Genomic DNA, 19,947 nt, shown 5'->3' on the forward strand with positions numbered 1-19,947 from the left:
ACTGATAGCTTGCTTTTTATGTTACAGTAGTGGTAAGACCTATTTAAAAAAATGGAAGTTTCCTTAAATCTTCATTAATACTATGTAGAATACGTTTTGAATTAGGGCATTGTATTGTAAAATAAGAAGTAAGCTACTTATATACCTGTTAAGGTAGGCATATAATGAGTTTATAAAAATCTTAATATGAATGAATAATTAAAAGTAGAAAAGAGAGAGAAATCTACTTATTAACGTTTTAGTTTATAGGACAGGAGAGAGTATTCGTCGATTATGCAAATAAAAAACCTGTTTCAAAGCAAAGGATTTCAGAGGTTACTCGTATTAGTAATACTTGCTCTCGTGTTATACGGGCTGCAAAGTATGTTGAATTTAATATTAATTACGTTTATTCTCACGTATTTAATGGATCGATTCCAAAAGTTTATTTCCCGCAAATTAGATCATTTCATGCCTATTAATCGAAAAATTATTATAGCATTTCTATATGTAATGTTAATTGGTGGAATTGCTATTACATTATTTAAATATTTACCAGTATTGACGATACAAATTTCACAACTGATTTACCAATTCAATGTATTTTTAAGAAACCCACCAGATAGTGAACTAATTAAGTATGCAGTTAATGCTGTCAATCATATGGAGCTTTCTAAATATGTAGGACAAGGCGTAGACATTTTGTATAAATCGATTACAAATGTTGGTAAATTCGGCCTTCAAGTTTTACTTTCTTTAATTTTGAGTTTGTTTTTCTTACTAGAAAAATCTCGTATTTTTGGTTTTACTGCAAAGTTTAAAGAAAGCAGGCTTGCAATTTTCTATACTGAAATTGAGTACTTCGGAAAGAAATTTGCACGTTCATTTGGAAAGGTAATCGAAGCACAATTTTTAATTGCTGTTGTTAACTGTGTTCTTTCAGTTATCGCATTATGGATATTAGGATTCCCGCAATTATTGGGTTTAGCGTTAATGATTTTCTTGCTTGGCTTAATTCCAGTAGCGGGGGTTATCATTTCGTTATTCCCACTTTGTATGATTGCTTACAATATTGGCGGTATTATGTACGTTGTTTATATTTTAGTTATCGTAACAGTGATTCATGCGCTTGAAAGTTACGTATTAAATCCGAAGTTTATGTCGCAAAAAACAAATTTACCGATTTTCTATACTTTTATGGTATTAATTTTCTCAGAGCACTTTTTAGGTGTATGGGGATTAATTATCGGTATTCCAATCTTCATTTTCTTACTAGATGTTTTAGACGTAACAAGTGATGAAATTGAGAAGGATGTTGGAACAAAATAAAGTGAAGTGAAGAAAAAGCATCGATGTTCGATGCTTTTTCTTTTATAACATTATGTTTCTTATGCCATACTGTAAGGAGAATATAGAATAGGGGTGAAGTAATGGCTTTAAATGAAAAGGTAGAATTAGCTACATTTGCTGGAGGGTGTTTCTGGTGTATGGTTTCTCCGTTTGAAGAGATGGAGGGAATTATACAGGTTGTTTCAGGGTATACAGGCGGTCATAAAGAGGACCCAACGTATAAAGAAGTGTGCTCGGAAACAACAGGACATTATGAAGCGGTACAAATTACATTTGATGCAAATAAAATGCCGTATGAGGAGTTATTAAATATATATTGGAGACAAATTGATCCGACTGATGTAGGTGGGCAATTCCACGACCGCGGACAGTCTTACGAAACAGTGATTTTTTATCATAATGAAGAACAACATAAAAAAGCAGAGGCCTCAAAAGAAGAGCTTGAGCAGAGTAGGCGCTTTTCAAAACCAATTGCGACAAAAATACTACCAGCAGCTACATTTTATCCAGCTGAAGAATATCACCAAGGATATCATAAGAAAAACACATTCCGCTATGAGTTATATCGTAAAGGCTCAGGACGAGATGCTTTTATTAAGCAACATTGGCCAAAGGATAATGCTCATTTAAAAGAAAAACTCAATGAGATGCAGTTTTATGTAACACAGGAAAATGGTACAGAACCACCATTTCGAAATGAGTATTGGAACCATAAAGAGGAAGGGCTTTATGTAGACATCGTTTCCGGTGAGCCGTTGTTTACTTCTCTAGATAAATTTGATAGTGGATGTGGATGGCCTAGTTTTACAAAACCAGTTATGTCAGCAAGTGTGAAAGAAAAGATGGATGTGAGTCATAATATGACACGTACAGAAGTGAGAAGTAAAGAGGGAGATTCACATCTTGGGCACGTATTTCCAGACGGTCCAGGACCAAATGGCCTTCGTTACTGTATTAATTCCGCAGCTCTTCGATTTATTCCAAAAGAGGAATTAGAGAAAGAAGGCTATGGCGATTTCCTAATCTTGTTTGGAAATAAAAAATAACCTCGCAGTTAGCGAGGTTATTTTTTTGTTATTTTGTTTTTTTCTTTTTAAATTTGCTTAATACTTCATAGACGATTGGAACAATAAGAAGTGTTAATAAAGTTGAACTTGTTAATCCACCAATTACCGTTACACCAAGTCCTTTAGAAATTAAGCCACTACCTTCAAATCCTAATGCAAGCGGGATAAGAGCACCGATTGTTGCAATTGCAGTCATTAAGATTGGTCGAAGGCGTGTTGCACCAGCTTCTAATAAAGCTTCACGTGTTGATAGACCTTCATTTTCTTTATGAATAACGCGGTCGATAAGCACGATTGCATTTGTTACAACGATACCGATTAACATAAGCGCACCAATCATTGCAGAGACACTTAATGTTTCACCAGAGATTAATAAGGCAACAAGAGCCCCGATGATTGTGAATGGTAGTGAGAATAAAATTGCGAATGGTGCAAGGGCACCGCCAAATGTAACGACAAGAACGAAGTATACAATGGCAATCGCAGCTAACATCGCTAGGCCAAGTTGCTTGAATGATTCTTCAATATCTTTAGTAACACCGCCCATGGAAACATCTACACCAGAAGGAAGATCCATTTTATCTACTTCTTTTTGTACTGCAGTAGATGCTTTTGAAACGTCATCAGATGTTAATTTGGCACTAACCTCTGCATAAACACGTCCATCTCGGTGTGTTACTGTATTCGATGTTTCACCTTCTTTTACAGTCATAACATCTTTCACAGCTACTTCATTACCAAGTGGTGTTGTAATTTTGCGATTTGTTAAGTCATCGATTGTTTCATAATTTTGTTTTTCAGCTTCTACATATACATTGATATCTTTACCGTCTTTTTTAATTGTTGTCAGAACAGGGCGATCATGTTGATTAGAAAGTCCCATTCCAATTTGAGCAGCCGTTAAGCCCATTTTACTTAGCTTTTCTTGATCTGCGACTAAAGTGTACTCTGCATATGTTTTTGCAATACTAGAATCTATATCTTTTAAGTCTTTATTTTTCTTCATGATATTTTGAATATCTTTTACGACAGGCTTAATGTCTTCTGAGCTATCTCCGTAAACGTATAGTTTAATTTCATTACTACCGCCACTTGCTCCGAAGTCTTGGTTTTTCCATTCGCCTTTGCCAGACATCTTCTGTAAATCTTTAACGACTTGTTCTTTCTCTTTTTCAAAGTTTTTCGTGTCGTTATCATATTGCACGAAGAACATTGCTTGGTTTGATTGACCAGGACTCATTGGATTCTCTCCACCTAATGAGAACTGAATTGTTTTGACGTCTTTATTATCTTGGAAGTGCTTCTCAGCTTTTGTTGCAATTTTTTCAACGTCTTCTAACGTTTGACCTGGTTCAGGGTTGTATGTTGCAATGATCATTTTTTCTTCTTCAGAAGGTAAGAAACTTACACCGATAACTGGTACAAGTGCAAGACTACCAACTAATAGAAGGACAGCGATACTTGATGTAATAATTTTGTGATTTAAAGCCCATGCAAGTATGCGTTTATAACCATTTGCTAATTTACTTGGTTTTTCTTCATGATGTACTTCTTTTTCCCTCATGCTCTCTTTCTTAAATAAGGAATGGGCTAGCATCGGTACGATTGTAACTGCTACTAGTAACGACGCTAATAAAGCGAAGACGATAGTTAAGGCGAATGGTAAGAACATTTCACCAATCATACCTTTTACAAGCCCTAGCGGTAAGAATACAGCGATTGTTACAATGGTAGAAGACATAATCGGGATAAACATTTCTTTCGTAGCTTCACGAATTAAATCTTTTCCGCGCAATTTCTCTTCTGATAACGACATACGTCGATAAATATTTTCAATAACAACAATTGAGTCATCGACAACGCGGCCTATAGCAACTGTCATTGCTCCAAGTGTCATAATGTTAAGCGTAATATCCATTTGCTTTATGACTAAAACAGCAATTAATAAAGAAAGTGGTATTGAAACGACAGAGATTAACGTTGTTCGAATATTTCGTAGGAACAGCATAATAATAACAATCGCAAAGATAGCACCGAAAATTGCTTTGCTCAGCATTGTTTCTACTGATTTTTCAATAGGTGCACCTTGGTCGAATGTTGAAATAATCTCTAAGTCTTTATACTTTTTCTCAAGTTCTTTTACTTTATCTTTTACTGCATTTACAACATCAACTGTATTTGCATCAGAGGCCTTCACAATTTGAATTCCAATTGCTTCTTTTCCATTTGTTCGAGAAATGGATTCTGCTTTCCCAACTTCTTTAATGTCAGCAATTTCGTCTAATGTAACTGTTGGAATCCCGTTCATAGCAGCTGGATTCATTTGCGGCGTTTGTGCACCAGCGCCAGCATTTTGACTACCTTGACCGTTAGGTGAGGAAGGTATAGCTGGGATTTTGAGTTCTTTTAATGTTTTAATCGTTGTAATATTGCCATCTACAACAACTGATTTTTCCGTGTCTTTAAATGTGTATAAGCCAAGTGGTAAAGATACATCCGATCCCTTAATTACATTTTTTACAGTATCTTCACTTAGTCCTAGTTCTTTCATTTTATCTTTCTTGAAGACGAGCTGTACTTCGTCTACTTGTTGACCAGCAATTTGAACAGATGCAACACCATCAAGTCCTTTTAATCCTGGTACAACATTTTTTTCTACATTTTCAGTTAAGGTAGCTAAAGATTCATTCTTGCTTGCTACGCTTAACGAAATAACAGGAAAAGCATTGAAGTTTACTCGTGAAACTTTAGGGTCTTTAACACCGTCTGGGAGCTTCACATTCGTAAGAGCTTCTTTAATTTCTGTTTCTGCTTTTTCCATATTTTTATCAAAATCGTATTCTACTTGAATAGAAGATGCGTTTTGAAAAGATGATGAGCTTACAACGTTAACACCGCTTAAATTTTGTAGTTGTTCTTCCATCGGCTTTGAAACTTTATCAGCTACTTCTTCTGGTGTAGCACCAGGATAGACCGTAGTCACTGTTACAATCGGTGTTGTAATATCAGGAATTGTTTCCAGCTTCATATTGAGTCCAGAGTAGATCCCGGCAATAGTAACAATAATGGTTAGTAGCCAAACTGCGAACTTATTTTTTAACGAGAAATTGATGATTTTGTTCATGTTTGCGCTCCCTTTTTATTATATTGACCAACTGGTCAGTCTAATACATAATATAACTGACCGCTCGGTCAATCGTCAATAAAAAGAGATGGTATAATACATTTATAATAAGATGCGAGATTAAATTTAGGAGAGAAGATATGAAAGAAAAAGAGCGTTTAATTATAGAATCGGCTATGAAGTTATTTGCTACTAAGGGTGTAAATGCGACATCAGTGCAGGAAATTGTGACAGCTAGTGGTATATCTAAGGGAGCTTTTTACTTATATTTTAAATCGAAAGATGAGCTTTTATTAGCGACACTTCGATATTATTATGACAAAATCCAAAAGAAAATGCTGGATATTGAACAAGAGTCTTTATTACCACGTGAAAAATTTGCAAAACAATTACATTGTCAGTTTAATGATATACAAAAGCATAAAGAATTTATTATTATGCATGCGAGAGAAAATGCAATTCCGTTTAATAAAGAAGTGGAAGAATTTATGATGCGGATGAAGTTAGAGTCTCATGCATTTTATCGGAATAGTTTATTGTCCATTTATGGTGAAAAGGTTATGCCATATTTATTGGATTTAGTAATTATGGTAGAAGGCATATGCCGTGGGTATTTAGAATTAATTATTTTACAAGCACCAGAAATCGATTTATCGTATGTCGCTGCTTTTATTTTAAAAAGAGTAGATCATTTAGTAGATGGCTTAGTAGAATCTTCGGAAGAACCTATTTTACATGAAGAAAAGCTTGGAGAATTTCTTTGTAAATCCGAGCTCATTAAGGAACAAGTTAAAGAGCATTTTTTAAAAGAAATTATTGTATTTAAGCGTAATTTAGCTGATCAATTAGAGGATGATGAGTTGTTAGTAACGTTAGATGTTTTAGAGGCTGAAATACGATTGCTTAATCCAAGAATTCCGGTAATTAGAGGTATGTTAGCAAACTTAGAGGCGTATCCGGAATTAAAAGAATTTCAATTACGCCTTATAGGATACTACAATATAAAAAATTCTTAATAAAAATAAGTAAAAAACTCCTTGTCTACACAAGGAGTTTTTTCTTAAAGACTACTTACTGTTTTGAGACCATTCTTCAACATCCCAAACTTTTGTGATCCAATCTTCATAGAAGTCCGGTTCGTGACATACAAGGAGAATTGTTCCTTTATATGCTTTCATAGCCTTCTTAAGTTCCGCTTTTGCTGTAACATCAAGATGGTTTGTCGGCTCATCAAATAATAGCCAGTTACTTTCCTCACCCATTAGCTTACATAAACGAACTTTTGCTTGTTCTCCACCACTTAATTGACTTAATGGGCGAGAAATATGTTCATTTTTTAATCCGCATTTTGCTAACATTGCACGAATTTGATGCTGGTCTAAACCAGGGAATGTATTCCATACATCATCAATTGGTGTTATATTATCAGCTTTAACTTCCTGTTCAAAGTATGCAGGCTCTAAGAAGTCACCAAGGCTTGTTTTACCGCTTAAAGGTTTAATTTTACCTAAGATTGTTTTTAGTAACGTTGATTTACCAACACCGTTACATCCAACAATAGCAATTTTTTCACCACGTTCAATCGTCATTGATAGCTTTGGTAGTAGAGGATGCGTATATCCGATTTCTACATTTTCACCTTCAAAGACGAAGCGGCTACTTGCGCGACTTTCTTTAAATGAGAATTCAGGTTTAATCGCTGTTTCTGGGCGATCAATAAGTTCCATGCGATCAAGTTGTTTTTGACGACTCTTTGCACGACCTGTCGTTGAATAACGAGCCTTGTTCTTTGCAATGAAGTCTTCTTGTTTTTTGATAAACTCACGCTGCTTTTCATAAGCGTTTATATGTTGATTTTTATTGATTTCTGCTAGTTCTAGGAATTTTTCATATGTCGCTGTATAGCGTGTCATTTTTGTGAATTCTAGATGGAAAATAACATCAACACATTTGTTCATAAATTCCGTATCATGAGAAATCAATAAGAATGCATGTGGGTATTCTTTTAAATAATTTGTTAACCAATGAATATGTTCAACGTCTAAATAGTTAGTAGGTTCATCAAGCAATAACACTTCTGGCTGTTCAAGTAATAGCTTTGCAAGCAATACCTTTGTACGTTGTCCACCACTTAGTGCTGAAACATCACGATCTAAACCAATTGCATCAATTCCAAGACCACGTGCAGCCTCTTCAATTTTCATATCTAGTAAGTAGAAACCACCTGCTTCAAGTGCATCTTGTATTTCTGCCATTTGCTCAAGAAGTTCTTCTAGTTCTTCTGGTGTAGCAGTTCCCATTTTTTCTGTAACTTCATTTAAAGCTTTTTCCTTTTCGAATAACGGTAAAAATGCATCCGCTAGTACGTCACGGATTGTACGCCCAGGTGTTAAAACAGTATGCTGATCTAAGTAGCCGTAATGTGTGCCCGGTGTCCATTCTACACGACCTTGGTCATGAATAAGCTGACCAGTAATGATATTCATGAATGTTGATTTACCAACACCGTTTGCACCAACTAATCCAACGTGCTCACCTGCTAATAATCGCATAGATACATCTTTAAATAATGTACGATCGCCAAATGTATGTCCTAATTTTTCAACTGTTAATAAGCTCATAGTATCCTCCGTCCAACTTGAAATAGTACCTTGAATCATGATACTAAATTCTTTCATATAATGCCATCATTTCAAAATGTATATTTTTTCAAAAGAAGTGTTTGTAAATGTTAGTATATAAAAAAGTTACTTCTACCTACAGAAGTAACTTTTTGGTTATGCCTTTTGTTTAACTTCACTAACTTTCTTTTCAGCTACAATAAAATGCGGTCTACGTTTTGTTTCATAATAAATACGACCGATATATTCACCAATAACACCGAGGAATATGAGTTGAATACCACCAATAAATAGTATAGCGGAAATGAGAGTAAAATAACCAGGAACTTCCACACCACCAAGGATGATTTGAACGAACGTAGTGATTACGTATAAAAGTCCTAAAATGGTTGTTAGTAATCCAAGATATATAGATAGACGTAACGGTTTATTATTGAATGAAATTACACCATCAATTCCGTAATTTAATAATTTTGAGAAGGTCCATTTACTTTCTCCTTCAGAACGTAATACATTTTCATATTCAATGATTAATTCGTTATAACCGATCCAAGAGAATAAACCCTTTGAAAATCTGTTGTATTCACTTAAAGACACTAAAGAATCCACTGCTCTTCGACTTAAAAGTCTAAAGTCACCAATACCATCTACTAATTCAATATCTACAAACTTATTCATTACCTTATAGTAAAGACGAGAGATGAAAGAGCGAACGGGTGAATCACCAGTTCTTGTCCTTTTTGCAATGACTTGGTCGTAGCCTTCGTTATATCCTTCTAACAGTTCTTTTATTAACGTAGGAGGGTGTTGTAAGTCAGCATCCATAATAACAATTGCATCGCCTGTAGCATATTTTAAACCTGCTAACATTGCTGCTTCTTTTCCGAAGTTTCGACTAAATGATATATAATGTACCGATGAATCTGAACTAGCTAAATCACGTAAAATATTTAATGTATCATCTTTACTACCATCATTAACAAAAACAAATTCATAATCGGTAGTTAATTTATGAATTTCAAGAGAAGTCTCTGAATAAAAGGCTCGAAGCACCTTTTCTTCATTGTAGCATGGTACAACGATTGAAAGAGTCATTTTTGACACTCCTTGTTTGTAGTGGGTTAAAACAATGTTATGCGTTTTTATATGAAGCTATCCAATTTGATAGCTTCATGATTCATTGATTGCTCATTATTGCTTTTTAAAAGAAAATTTCCGTCGTGTTTTTGGATTTGTGAAAATTAGTAAAGCTACACAAATAATTAGTGAGATGATTGATATAATCATACCTAATTTGAAGTAAGGTGTAACGTAAGTCATTTCGATTACATGTGAGCCTTTTGTAATGGGAACACCGATAAAGGCAGAATTTGCTTTCGTAAATTCTTTTTCTTTTCCATCAACTTTTATAGTCCAACCTTTACTATATGGAACAGATAAATATAGGAGCCCGTCTTTATTTGAGTTGATATCCCCTTTTAAATAATTGTTCTTATAATAAATATTTAAAAGCCTATTTTCAGTTAATTTTTTTGTTTCTTTTTGTACACTTTCATAGTTTACGATATTTGCTTGTAAGTCACCTAATTCATACTCACCTGCCATATCAATAGAGATAGTTAGGTTTTCTGGACGATCATTGCCTAAATTGTAAACAAATCTTTCTAACGGATACGAGTATGCACCAGCATCGTCACCTTTTCCTATTGTTTTTCCATTAACAGTTGCATTGAATGTACCTGTATTTTTCAATTTTAATTCTATCAGTAGATCACCAGGCGTATTAGGATAATTGATAGGTACAATCATATTTCCAAAGCCATGAACAATTAGTTTTTTTCCTTCTTTTTCCATGTTTTCGAATTTTGCTTTTTCCGTTTTAATAGATACTGCCTTTGATTTAAGGTCTTGTTTATTAAAATGATTTAATGAAAATTCTTTTGTATTATTAACGACAACAGCATGTAATAATAATTGATCACGCTGAGCGAAGTTTAATTTAGAAAACTCTTCTTCACTTATAGCCGAATCATATACATATCCTAACGGTAAGGAATAGTCATTTTTGTAAATATTATATGGTCCTACTTGCTGTAATAGTTTATATCCATAAGGTACATTCTTTGGATCTGTATCAGCACTTAATACGCGATATTTTATACCAAGCATATTTTCAAGTAGTAGTCGACTGTCAGTTTGATAAAACATTGAAGGTGTATCGTACATTTGGAATACGCCATATTTATTTTTCATAAAGTCATGGACATAATAATTAACCAAGCTTTGATACGTACTTACGCCATGATATCCTTGTAGCATTGGTGTGTTATATTCGCTATATGGATTAAGAATACGATAAAAGTCTTTATCATTTTCTTGTATGTAGCGAATTGCAGCAATTTCTTCGCTATTATCATAGCCTGGTTCGTGTAACTTTTCAGTTGAAATTTGACTCTGTCCGTAAACGGTGCTAAGTATATTATTCGCATACATATAATTCATAGAAATTGTGCTAACGAGTACGTTCAATACAACTAAAAATTGTATGAAGGGTTTAGAAATATAACGCCATAGACATACTGTAATAACAGAAAGAACGACAGTTCCGAGTAAAATGTTATCAACGTCTTGTAAAGGTTTATCAGTTACATTTATATTTATTTTTCTATAAAATGCATAAATGAATAATCCAATAGACACTAATAAACTTATTAAATAAGGTAATTTGTAGTCTTTCTTATGAATAATCATCCAATCTAGAATGTATGCAATTGTTTGGGAAATTACAAATACAAATAAATAAAACCATCTAGATTGCATTGCTGAAAAACCATTAAACACAGAATATGTATATGGAAGCATAAACAGAATAAACATGAATAACGTAAAGAATACTTTATTTTTAATGAGTTTATCACGTATAAACATTCCAAATACGATTAAGAATAAAATTAAAGCTGGTAAAGCTAATTGATGATTTTCAGCATTATACATGAAGAAAATATTTTCCATTAAATCTTTATAAAATTTATCTTCAAATAATAATGGTATCTCAAACTTTTTTGATAATCGATCAGCGCTAAATACGGCATTAACTGATGGGAGGAAGCAAACGGCGGCTAAACCGAGTGATAATGCATACAATAAACCGATTCTAATATAATAAGTTAGAAAAGAGACAATCGTTTTATTTTGTTGTGTCGCAAAGTATTGGAATAATGCATAAATGAATATGAAAATACTTGTGATAAAAGCAAAATAAAAGTTTGATGCTAACATTAAAGTAGCAGCAATTAGGAAAAGTCCGCGCTTCTTTTCGATAATATATTTATCAAGCCCCCATATTACTAATGGTAAAAATACAATAGCATCAGCCATGAAATCCCATAGTAAAGAGTGGCGGATGAAAGTAATACAGCCACCATATATAATAGCAGCAACAAAAGATGAGAATGCTGTTTTATTATGGTAACGTAAAGAACCATACATGAATACCATAGCTAAAAAGTTTTTTAAAATACTCATGTATAATTTCACGTCATATACTTGCTCAAGACTTAGTTTAGGTAGTAACAGTGTAATCCAGAAAAATGGTGATGTGCTGTAATAATAACTAAACTCTCCAAATAAATCTCCACCTAACCCATAATCAAAGGACCAAAAAAGGTTGCCATCTTTAAAGGCATGTTGTAGAAGAAACGTAAAGAAGCCAAATTGACGTAACGCATCCCCTGTACCAGAAAAGGCTTGATTAGATGTTAAAAAGAAATAATGAAAAGCAAAAGCGCACAATAATAATATTGGCATAATTATCATTGTTTTCTTGGAAAAGAATTTATTATTCGGCTTTATGCTCATAAAAATTGATAATCCTCCTTTGAAAGTCGTTACATGTAACAACTAGTTTTTAGGTAGCATATAAAAACACACCAATTTTTAAAGGTGTGTTCTTTAGTTTTAACATGAGAAAATATATATTTTTGTTGAAGCATATATATTTTTACAAGCGTTGGAGTTCATAGTTTACATGTAATTTAGTATAAGGCATTCTCAGAAAGTAAGTCAATTTGAGCTGGAATATATAGCATTTTTTTACTGAAGAAAAATGATAGTATATAAAAAAAGCAAAAAGCTTTTCCTATTTAAAAATGGAAAAGCTTTTTGCTTTTAAGTGTGTTTGCGAATGAACTTTTGTTTTATAAACCCTAAAACAAATCCACGTATTTGAGGGTCAATTACAATTCCGATCATACCGTATAGTATACCAGTAAGAGTTAAAGCAACTAATGGTGGTAAGTCGATTAATGCAATTCGGTATATACCGTAACTAATAATAAAGGCTAAGGAATTAAATATAATTCCTTTAACTAATAATTGCATGCCTTTACGAATAAAGAGGGTAAATCCGATTAATAGTGTAATTTCGGTAAGGATAGCTGCGGCAGCTGCCCCCATCATTCCATATTTACTACCTAATACAATATAACCTATGATGGCAACAACTAATCCAATAGTCATTGTTGTTGCACGTTTCCATTGCTGGCCAATCGTTGTTAAATTATCGGCTAGTGGATAGTTAATTGATTGTAAAATAACCATAAACGCTAGAATAGCAAGAGCGTTACCAGCGGGAGCGTATTCTTCTCCTAATAAACTAACAATCCAGAAACTTGGATCAGCAATAAAGGGGATAGAAATTCCCATTCCTAAAAAAGACATAAGTTTTAATTCAAAACTTGATAATTTTCTATGTTCTTCAATATTTTTCTCATTACCAAAAGCAAAAAGCCTTGGATAAAAGGCAGCTGCAATTACTCCAGGTATTTGATATAGTACAGCAGGTATTTTAGATGCAGCACCAAAGAATCCAACTTGATTATATGTTGAAACCTTTTCTAATATAATAGGGCCCAATTGTGGTAAGAGCATAATGATGATTCCGTTGATTGTGAAAATAAGTAATTGATCTAAAATGCCTTTATCCCAACCCTTATGAACTTGTGTATAACGTATTGTCATTATAAAGGCGATAACACCTGTTACAAGACTAGATACCCCGTACATAGCAGCAACCATCATAAGTGACCATTGGAAAGACATCCCTAGTAATAGGGCAGCAGCAGCTGTTACACCTTGTAGCACAGAAATAATAGCTGTAAATTGCATGCGTTCTGTTACTTGGAAGTAAGCCATTCCAACACCTTGTAAGGTTGCTCCGAACATTGTTGGTAGAACAACCCAATATACCATCGCACGTAAGTAAGCATCGGGATAGAAGAACTGGGCAAAAATAGCGAAAAGTACAGAAATTACGATAGCTAATATTAAACGAATACGTAAATAACTACTTATTAGCACGCTAATATTGGCATCGCTTCTCGTTCCTTCACGCATAAAGGTATGTGTCAAACCTGCATCTGTAAAGTAACAAATAACAGCTGAAACTGCTAACGCAGTTGTAAACATACCGTAATCACTTGGAGAAACATATCTTGCAAAGAAAATTGTTGCAATAGCCAGTACAAAACGTACAGTAATGTTTCCCACAAACAGGTAGGATGCGTTTTTTAGAATTTTATTTGTTTTCATGAGAAAAGACCTTTCTATTCTTTAGGACCCGGTTAGCTTGTCCTATTTGTAAATTTGATTTGTTCACAGAAAGAGAGAGTATCGTTATATTTTCAGTTTAAGAAAACAGAAATTTAATTCGTACAAACCAAAGCATTGCATATAGTTTTTTACTACGCTTTCCATTCTTTGAATAGATTTTACGGCAATATTTCCTTATATCTTTTTTGATTAATTGAACTTGTGATTTATCTAATCGAGAGTTTTCTTTAATATATATACAAGCGTTATTGATGACTGTATAAGGGAATAAATAAGTCTCAAGAATCTCAATCAGTGACTGAGGGTCTTTTGTAATGAAATCTTGAGATTTATTATGTACCCAATCTTTCATACGATTGAATACTTCCAACTCTTTTGTCGTTTTTAATTCATAATCTTTATACTTAGAAGAAAGATTTCCTTCTGATAAAATTCTATAATAAGTTAAGTATTCATCGATATAACATACATTTGTCACACTCATAAGTTTAAATAAAAACTCTAAATCTTCGCCCCAACTACATCCTGGTGTAAAACGAATGTTATGATCCATTACGATGGATCGTTTGAAAATCCAAGTACTTGTTTGAGCAACAACTTGATGTGTTAGGAATGCTTTTGCCATATCACCTTTAATAAAGTTTGTTGTATGTTCAACCTTCTCGCCTGTTTCTTCGTAGAAATTCATATAACCACAATAGCACGCGTCCATTTCGTTTTTATGCATACTTTTGACTTGCTTCTCAATTTTAGTTGGATGCCATAAGTCATCACTATCAAGGAAAGCGATATATTTTCCGCTAGCATTTTCGATACCTGTATTACGGGCTACCGAAACACCTTGGTTTTTTTGATGAACGTATTTTACTTGCCCTGGGTATTTTTCAGCAAGGTTTTTTACGATAGAAGGTGACTGATCTTTACTTCCATCATCTACAATTACAATTTCGATGTTTTTATATGTTTGATCTAGTATTGACTGTATCGTTTCTTCAATATATTTTTCCGTGTTATACAGGGGTATGACAACAGAAACAAGTTGCTTTTGTTCCATCATAGAATTTTTATCTCCTCAAGTTTTTTATGTCTTGCATCATATATACAAGCCTTTGGAAAGGAAGAAGATTACAAGAACATCTGTATAAGTTTAACGCATATAAACTTTGTAAATCAACTTTCTATTGTTGTACTTTGTATAAAAAGTATTTATTATAGAACGTATTGTGTTGTAAAAATATAGAAAAAAATTTTGAAGGTTATGTATCTGAAGGGAGAAGATGAGATGTTAGGGCGATTTACTCGCAAATCTAATATAGTCCTTTTAGGGATTATTATGATTGTCGGGTTTGCACTTCGTTTTGCAACTTTACAAACACATGGTGCAGATCTATCTATAGCTAGCGATGATATAGGTTATCAAAAAACGGCAAATATTTTATTGGAAACAGGGATGTTAACATACCATGAACCAGATAAACCAACGATTCATATTATGCCGGGTTTTCCAGCCTTATTAGCTGCTGTATTTTACTTTTTTGGAAATGGCAGTGAAGGTATTTTTATAGCCAAATTAATCATTATTCTATTAGGAGTACTTAGTATTTTGCTAACTTATAAGATTGGTACTTATTTATTGAATCCTGCTGCAGGATTAATAGGTGCTTTCTTATTAGCTGTGTATCCTCCAGAGATTGTTATGGAAAATTTAACTTTAACAGAAGGGCCGTTTCTACTCCTTTCATTAGGATTAGTATATTGGAGTTTAAAATTAGCTGATACTCATAAAACGAAACATCTTCTGATTGTATTAATTTTCTATTTTTTAGCACTGTACCTCCGCGTACAAATTGCCTTATATCCAATCTTATTATTTGGGTATCTTTTAATGAAACGCTATCCATTCCGGGTTATGATGAAGCAGGCGATTATAAGCATAGGAATAGGACTTATCGTACTTGGACCATGGTGGGCCCGCAATTACATTCAATTTGATAAATTTATCCCACTAACTGCAGGGGCAGGGAATCCGTTATTACTTGGAACGTATCAAGGGGAAGGTTACCCAGAAGGTAAGGATATGGGGGAACTTGAAATAGAATTACATGCAAAGTACCCTAATCTTGAAGCGCATGAATTTATGGAGTTAGAAGAAAAAATAGCCATTGATAAAATGAAAGAATGGTGGAAAACGAATAAGGGCTCTATGATAGAGAGTTATTTAGTCTTGAAACCAGAAATTCTTTGGAAAAAACCGTATTATTCTATAGAGCATAATATTGAAGTATTCAATGTTTCTGCAAAGGATATGAATGAAATATATAATTTTATTAAGACGACGTTTTTAATATGTACAGTACTTTCATTTATTTTCCTTTTAAAAAGGTGGAGAGAGACTACATTTTTATGGTTAATCCTTTTACTGCAAACAGCTTTAACGTGTTTTTATGTTGCATATGAACGATATGCATTACCGTTAATACCATTCTTATTTATTATAATTGGAGTAGGGACCGTGGCAACGATTATGAAAATTAATAAATTATTGATTAGAAAAAAATAATTTGCAATAAAAAACATCTTAATTTTTTTAAAAAATTAAGATGTTTTTTTGTATATATTAATATTTAAATAGAAAACTATTCGTTATCGGTTTCAGTTTGCGTTACTTTTAATTTTTGCTTTAATAACGCATAATCTTGCGTTAATGTTACAAGTTGATGATGTAATTTAGAAATTTTTCTTGTTAAGTCAAAAATTAAGATGAAACAGAATAATAGTCCAAATAAAAATAAAACAGATGGAGGATATTCTACGTGTAATAGTTGTCCAATCCAATTTATAATTTTTTCAGTAGAACTTAAAATTGCCATTGAAACACAAACAAAAATCCATAAAATGGCATATTTAGTTTCTAAAGCTCCACGACGAATGGAATTAATAATTAATAAAAATAATAATAGAATGAAGATAAATGAAAAGGTAATTATAGGCATTTATTATCAACCTTTCACAATTTTTTGCATCAATATAGCAAGGCTTACTTTAATCATGTAATATGCAGATTTAAGAGGTGTAATAGAAGATTGTCCCCCTTGGCGCTCTTGCATATTTACAGATATTTCATTAATGCGTAATTTTTTCTTTTTTAAATGAATAAGGACTTCTGGTTCTGGATAATCTTTTGGATAATTATGTGCAAAAATCTTAATTACTTCTCGATTGATAGCACGATACCCAGAAGTTGGATCCATAAAGGTTTGTTTTGTTAGTACTTTCAGTAGAGCAGTAAAATAAAAAATACCAACTCTTCTGGAAATACTACCTTTATAAGCTGTTTTCTCTGTAAAACGTGAACCTAGCACCATATCGCATTGGTCTTCAGCAATAGGTTTTATAATTTTGTACAAGTCATCAGGATTATGTTGCCCATCAGCATCGAACTGAATTGCAATATCATATCCATTTTCATAAGCGTATTTATAACCAGTTTGTACAGCTGAGCCAATACCTAGGTTATATGGTAAGTTCACAAGGTGAACAGGAAAATCATTTACGATTTGAGCTGTTTTATCATGTGATCCATCATTAATAACGCAAATGCTTAATTCTGTAAAATGCTGTTTTAGTTTTAATAGTCTTGTTAATGTATCTGCAATTGCTTCTTCCTCGTTATACGCAGGAATAATAATTAACGTTTTTGGTATTGAAATTGGTACCTCAATAGACATTATCGCACCATCCCTTATATACTTAATTATATTATAGTTATTTTTAAACGAACCTTATCTAATATACCATTAATAGTATAGCAAAATAAAGGAAAAACTGGTGGGTTATTTTAGGAGACAAACAGTAAATAAAAGATAAGAGCTGGAATTTTTTTATAATAAAAAATACATGCAAGGATGAAATAAACCTGTGCATGTATGAAGTGAGAGTAGCGTATTATATATTCCATGGCTTACTTAAAGTTAAAACTTCAGCCATCTCTTTACTTTTTAAACGTCCCTTTTTTCGGTTTTCCGCGCGTTCTAAACCGGTTGTGTGTAACCAATGTTCTTCCTGAGTTTCAGGGAGTACTTGTGGTACGGACGAAGGTTTTCCATCTTTTATTGCCACAAATGTAATAAAGCAAGTAGCGGCAATTCTACGCTCGCCTGCTAATAAATTTTCTGCGATTACTTTTACGAAAACTTCCATTGAAGATTTCCCTGTATAACATACAAATGCTTCATAACAAACAGAATCAGCTTGGTGAATTGGAGTTAAAAAATCAACTGAATCAATAGATGCTGTTACGCAATGTTTACGACTATGTCTTGCAGCCGCAATCGAAGCAATACTATCAATTTCTGCTAATAATTTCCCTCCAAAAAGTGTTTGGTGATTATTTAAATCGTTAGGAAAAACACGTGTTGTCTTAATTGCTTTAGATTCTCGCATGAATTTCTTTTCCATATATTCAGCCCCTATAGTCTGTTTTCAATCAGAATAATATGTGTAAGTGGATTACTCATATTAGATATTTAATGAAGTAAAGTGTATTCCAAAAGAGGATTATTTAAACTTCTGTATTTGTATTCATGTAACTGAAAGAAAATTTATTTTATCTAAAATGTAGTGTAAAAGAGGATTCGCTTACATTGCAAGTAAAAAGTAATGACTATGTATTTGTCATAGAAATTCTCTATCAGCCGTGTACCCATTCATGGTAGAATCGTTTTGTTATGAATGGAAATAGAGGTGCAATGGACATATGAATCATATACAAACAAATTTTTCATCTTTCTTCAATAAAATTATGATCGGTGCGATGCTCGCATTTTTTGTTTATAGTTGTTGGGCAGCATTTGAGACAAGTAAGCAATTTTTTGGAGGAAGTACAACAAGTGTAACAATCATATTGGCAATTTTCGTCATACTCATTTTGCTAGTGACATCAATTCTACAATATCGTTTTACAGATAAACAATTTCTTACTTTTCTTATAAGTATAACTATAGTTGTAAGGCTTAGTATGCTGTTATTTGTAGATGCTCCAATAATTGGTGATATGAAAGTGATGTATGAGTCTGCAAAGCAGATTGCAATTGGTAATAATATAGGGACTGTAACTCATTTACCTTTTATTATATATGAGTCAATAATTATTCGTATATTTGGTGATACATTATTCGCTTTACAACTATTTAATGTGTTATTTTGCGCAGGAACCTCATTTTTTATTTATCGTATTGCGGCAATGGTTTTTGGAGAAGAATGCGGTCGTATTGCTTCCGTATTTTATGCTCTGTATATTCCAAATATATTCATGAGTTCCGTATTAACTCCTGAGTCACTTGCAATATTTTTATTTTATTTTGCTTGTTACATACTTTTATATAAAGGATTAGATCATCCTTATATGTGGGTGTTTTCGGCAATTTTATTTGCATTTAGTAATATGATTTTCCCAATGGGATTATTTCTTCCTATTTTTATCACGGTATATGTATTATTAATCGAAGTATTTCAATCAGCAACGAAACAAAAGGTGTTACTAAAGATGATAGGGATACTTATTCTATTTTATAGTGCCCATTTTGGTGTGAATTATGGAATTAAAACAATGGGGATGTCACAATATACGATTGCAAATGAGACGTATGTTCAATCTGTTTTAATTGGAAAAACCCAACATGAGGAAAAAATATCAAAAAATCAAAGTGTAACAGAGCATATTGATCAAAAGTTAAAAGAGATTGAGGGAGAAAGATTTAAACTTTTAGAACCGATAATAAATCAGTTTTCAGATGAGGGGATAAATTCTATTCTTTTCAAATGTGAAAAACTGATATATATAGCAGTAATATTGTTTATGACTATAGCTCTATTACACTTCCTTATTAAGAAACAACAAAATGAGGGATATATGTTGTTCTTATTTTTCATTAGTGGCTACGTATTGTTAAAGCTCTTCCAAGTAGATATGGCATATTACAATGTAATTATGCCAGCATTGTTTATTTTGCAGAGCTTTGGTATTTATATGAGTTATGTGTATTGTCAAAAAATATTTTTCAGAAAATAAAAAGAATCCATTCTGGATTCTTTTTTGATGGGAGATGAAATTTAGTAGTCAGTGTAGATGAAAAGTATGCCTGACCTGAATTTTATCCCGCTATTTTCTAGGCAGTAAGACCCCCATCTCAAAATT

General features: G+C 32.9%; 14 protein-coding genes. 5 read left to right on the forward strand and 9 right to left on the reverse strand.

What is annotated here, in order from left to right:
• Nucleotides 1-273: 273 nt before the first annotated feature.
• Together CGQ22_RS26725 and msrB are read left to right on the forward strand one after the other, a co-directional pair.
• Nucleotides 274-1,308 (forward strand): AI-2E family transporter, encoded by a 1,035-nt coding sequence (locus CGQ22_RS26725; protein ID WP_001166007.1) that lies wholly within the window; start codon nucleotides 274-276, stop codon nucleotides 1,306-1,308.
• 101 nt (nucleotides 1,309-1,409) lie between these two features.
• Nucleotides 1,410-2,375 carry a peptide-methionine (R)-S-oxide reductase MsrB gene (gene msrB / locus CGQ22_RS26730; protein WP_089149572.1) on the forward strand — a complete coding sequence of 322 codons (966 nt, stop codon included), beginning with the start codon at nucleotides 1,410-1,412 and terminating at the stop codon, nucleotides 2,373-2,375.
• A 28-nt stretch (nucleotides 2,376-2,403) separates the two neighbouring features.
• Here the strand turns inward: msrB and CGQ22_RS26735 are convergent, their stop codons facing one another.
• On the reverse strand, nucleotides 2,404-5,520 hold the full coding sequence (locus CGQ22_RS26735; protein ID WP_074593914.1) for an efflux RND transporter permease subunit: 3,117 nt from the start codon (nucleotides 5,518-5,520) through the stop codon (nucleotides 2,404-2,406).
• A 140-nt stretch (nucleotides 5,521-5,660) separates the two neighbouring features.
• On the opposite strand from CGQ22_RS26735, the gene CGQ22_RS26740 reads away from it, so the two are divergent.
• Nucleotides 5,661-6,536, forward strand: coding sequence for a TetR/AcrR family transcriptional regulator (locus tag CGQ22_RS26740; protein ID WP_000659647.1), 876 nt, complete (start codon nucleotides 5,661-5,663; stop codon nucleotides 6,534-6,536).
• A gap of 51 nt (nucleotides 6,537-6,587) precedes the next feature.
• On the opposite strand, the gene CGQ22_RS26745 is transcribed toward CGQ22_RS26740, so the two are convergent.
• The 5 genes from CGQ22_RS26745 to CGQ22_RS26765 form a co-directional block, all read right to left on the reverse strand.
• On the reverse strand, nucleotides 6,588-8,141 hold the full coding sequence (locus tag CGQ22_RS26745) for an ABC-F family ATP-binding cassette domain-containing protein (protein WP_000055410.1): 1,554 nt from the start codon (nucleotides 8,139-8,141) through the stop codon (nucleotides 6,588-6,590).
• Nucleotides 8,142-8,297: 156 nt separating this feature from the next.
• Entirely contained in the window at nucleotides 8,298-9,236 is a 939-nt protein-coding gene (locus CGQ22_RS26750) for a glycosyltransferase family 2 protein (protein ID WP_000175830.1), read from the reverse strand.
• 96 nt (nucleotides 9,237-9,332) lie between these two features.
• The gene (locus CGQ22_RS26755; protein WP_089149573.1) at nucleotides 9,333-11,999 is read right to left on the reverse strand and encodes a YfhO family protein; all 2,667 of its coding nucleotides are present in this window, start codon (nucleotides 11,997-11,999) and stop codon (nucleotides 9,333-9,335) included.
• A 309-nt stretch (nucleotides 12,000-12,308) separates the two neighbouring features.
• Nucleotides 12,309-13,730, reverse strand: a complete 1,422-nt coding sequence (locus CGQ22_RS26760; RefSeq protein WP_089149574.1) for an oligosaccharide flippase family protein — start codon at nucleotides 13,728-13,730, stop codon at nucleotides 12,309-12,311.
• Between the two features lie 97 nt (nucleotides 13,731-13,827).
• Nucleotides 13,828-14,808 carry a glycosyltransferase family 2 protein gene (locus CGQ22_RS26765; RefSeq protein WP_089149575.1) on the reverse strand — a complete coding sequence of 327 codons (981 nt, stop codon included), beginning with the start codon at nucleotides 14,806-14,808 and terminating at the stop codon, nucleotides 13,828-13,830.
• A gap of 225 nt (nucleotides 14,809-15,033) precedes the next feature.
• On the opposite strand from CGQ22_RS26765, the gene CGQ22_RS26770 reads away from it, so the two are divergent.
• Complete coding sequence (locus tag CGQ22_RS26770; RefSeq protein ID WP_061884813.1) at nucleotides 15,034-16,311, forward strand: glycosyltransferase family 39 protein; 1,278 nt, start codon at nucleotides 15,034-15,036, stop codon at nucleotides 16,309-16,311.
• Nucleotides 16,312-16,387: 76 nt separating this feature from the next.
• On the opposite strand, the gene CGQ22_RS26775 is transcribed toward CGQ22_RS26770, so the two are convergent.
• The 3 genes from CGQ22_RS26775 to CGQ22_RS26785 form a co-directional block, all read right to left on the reverse strand.
• The gene (locus CGQ22_RS26775) at nucleotides 16,388-16,744 is read right to left on the reverse strand and encodes a DUF2304 domain-containing protein (RefSeq protein ID WP_001121769.1); all 357 of its coding nucleotides are present in this window, start codon (nucleotides 16,742-16,744) and stop codon (nucleotides 16,388-16,390) included.
• A 6-nt stretch (nucleotides 16,745-16,750) separates the two neighbouring features.
• A complete protein-coding gene (locus tag CGQ22_RS26780; protein WP_000021478.1) occupies nucleotides 16,751-17,479 on the reverse strand; it encodes a glycosyltransferase family 2 protein in 729 nt (242 codons plus the stop codon).
• Between the two features lie 217 nt (nucleotides 17,480-17,696).
• A complete protein-coding gene (locus CGQ22_RS26785; protein ID WP_000412126.1) occupies nucleotides 17,697-18,209 on the reverse strand; it encodes an acyl-CoA thioesterase in 513 nt (170 codons plus the stop codon).
• A 298-nt stretch (nucleotides 18,210-18,507) separates the two neighbouring features.
• Between CGQ22_RS26785 and CGQ22_RS26790 the strand changes: the two genes are divergently transcribed.
• Nucleotides 18,508-19,821 (forward strand): ArnT family glycosyltransferase, encoded by a 1,314-nt coding sequence (locus CGQ22_RS26790; RefSeq protein ID WP_089149576.1) that lies wholly within the window; start codon nucleotides 18,508-18,510, stop codon nucleotides 19,819-19,821.
• Nucleotides 19,822-19,947 lie beyond the last annotated feature (126 nt).

Source organism: Bacillus sp. M13(2017) (assembly GCF_002218325.1).
In the GTDB taxonomy this organism is placed as follows: Bacteria; Bacillota; Bacilli; order Bacillales; family Bacillaceae_G; genus Bacillus_A; species Bacillus_A thuringiensis_K.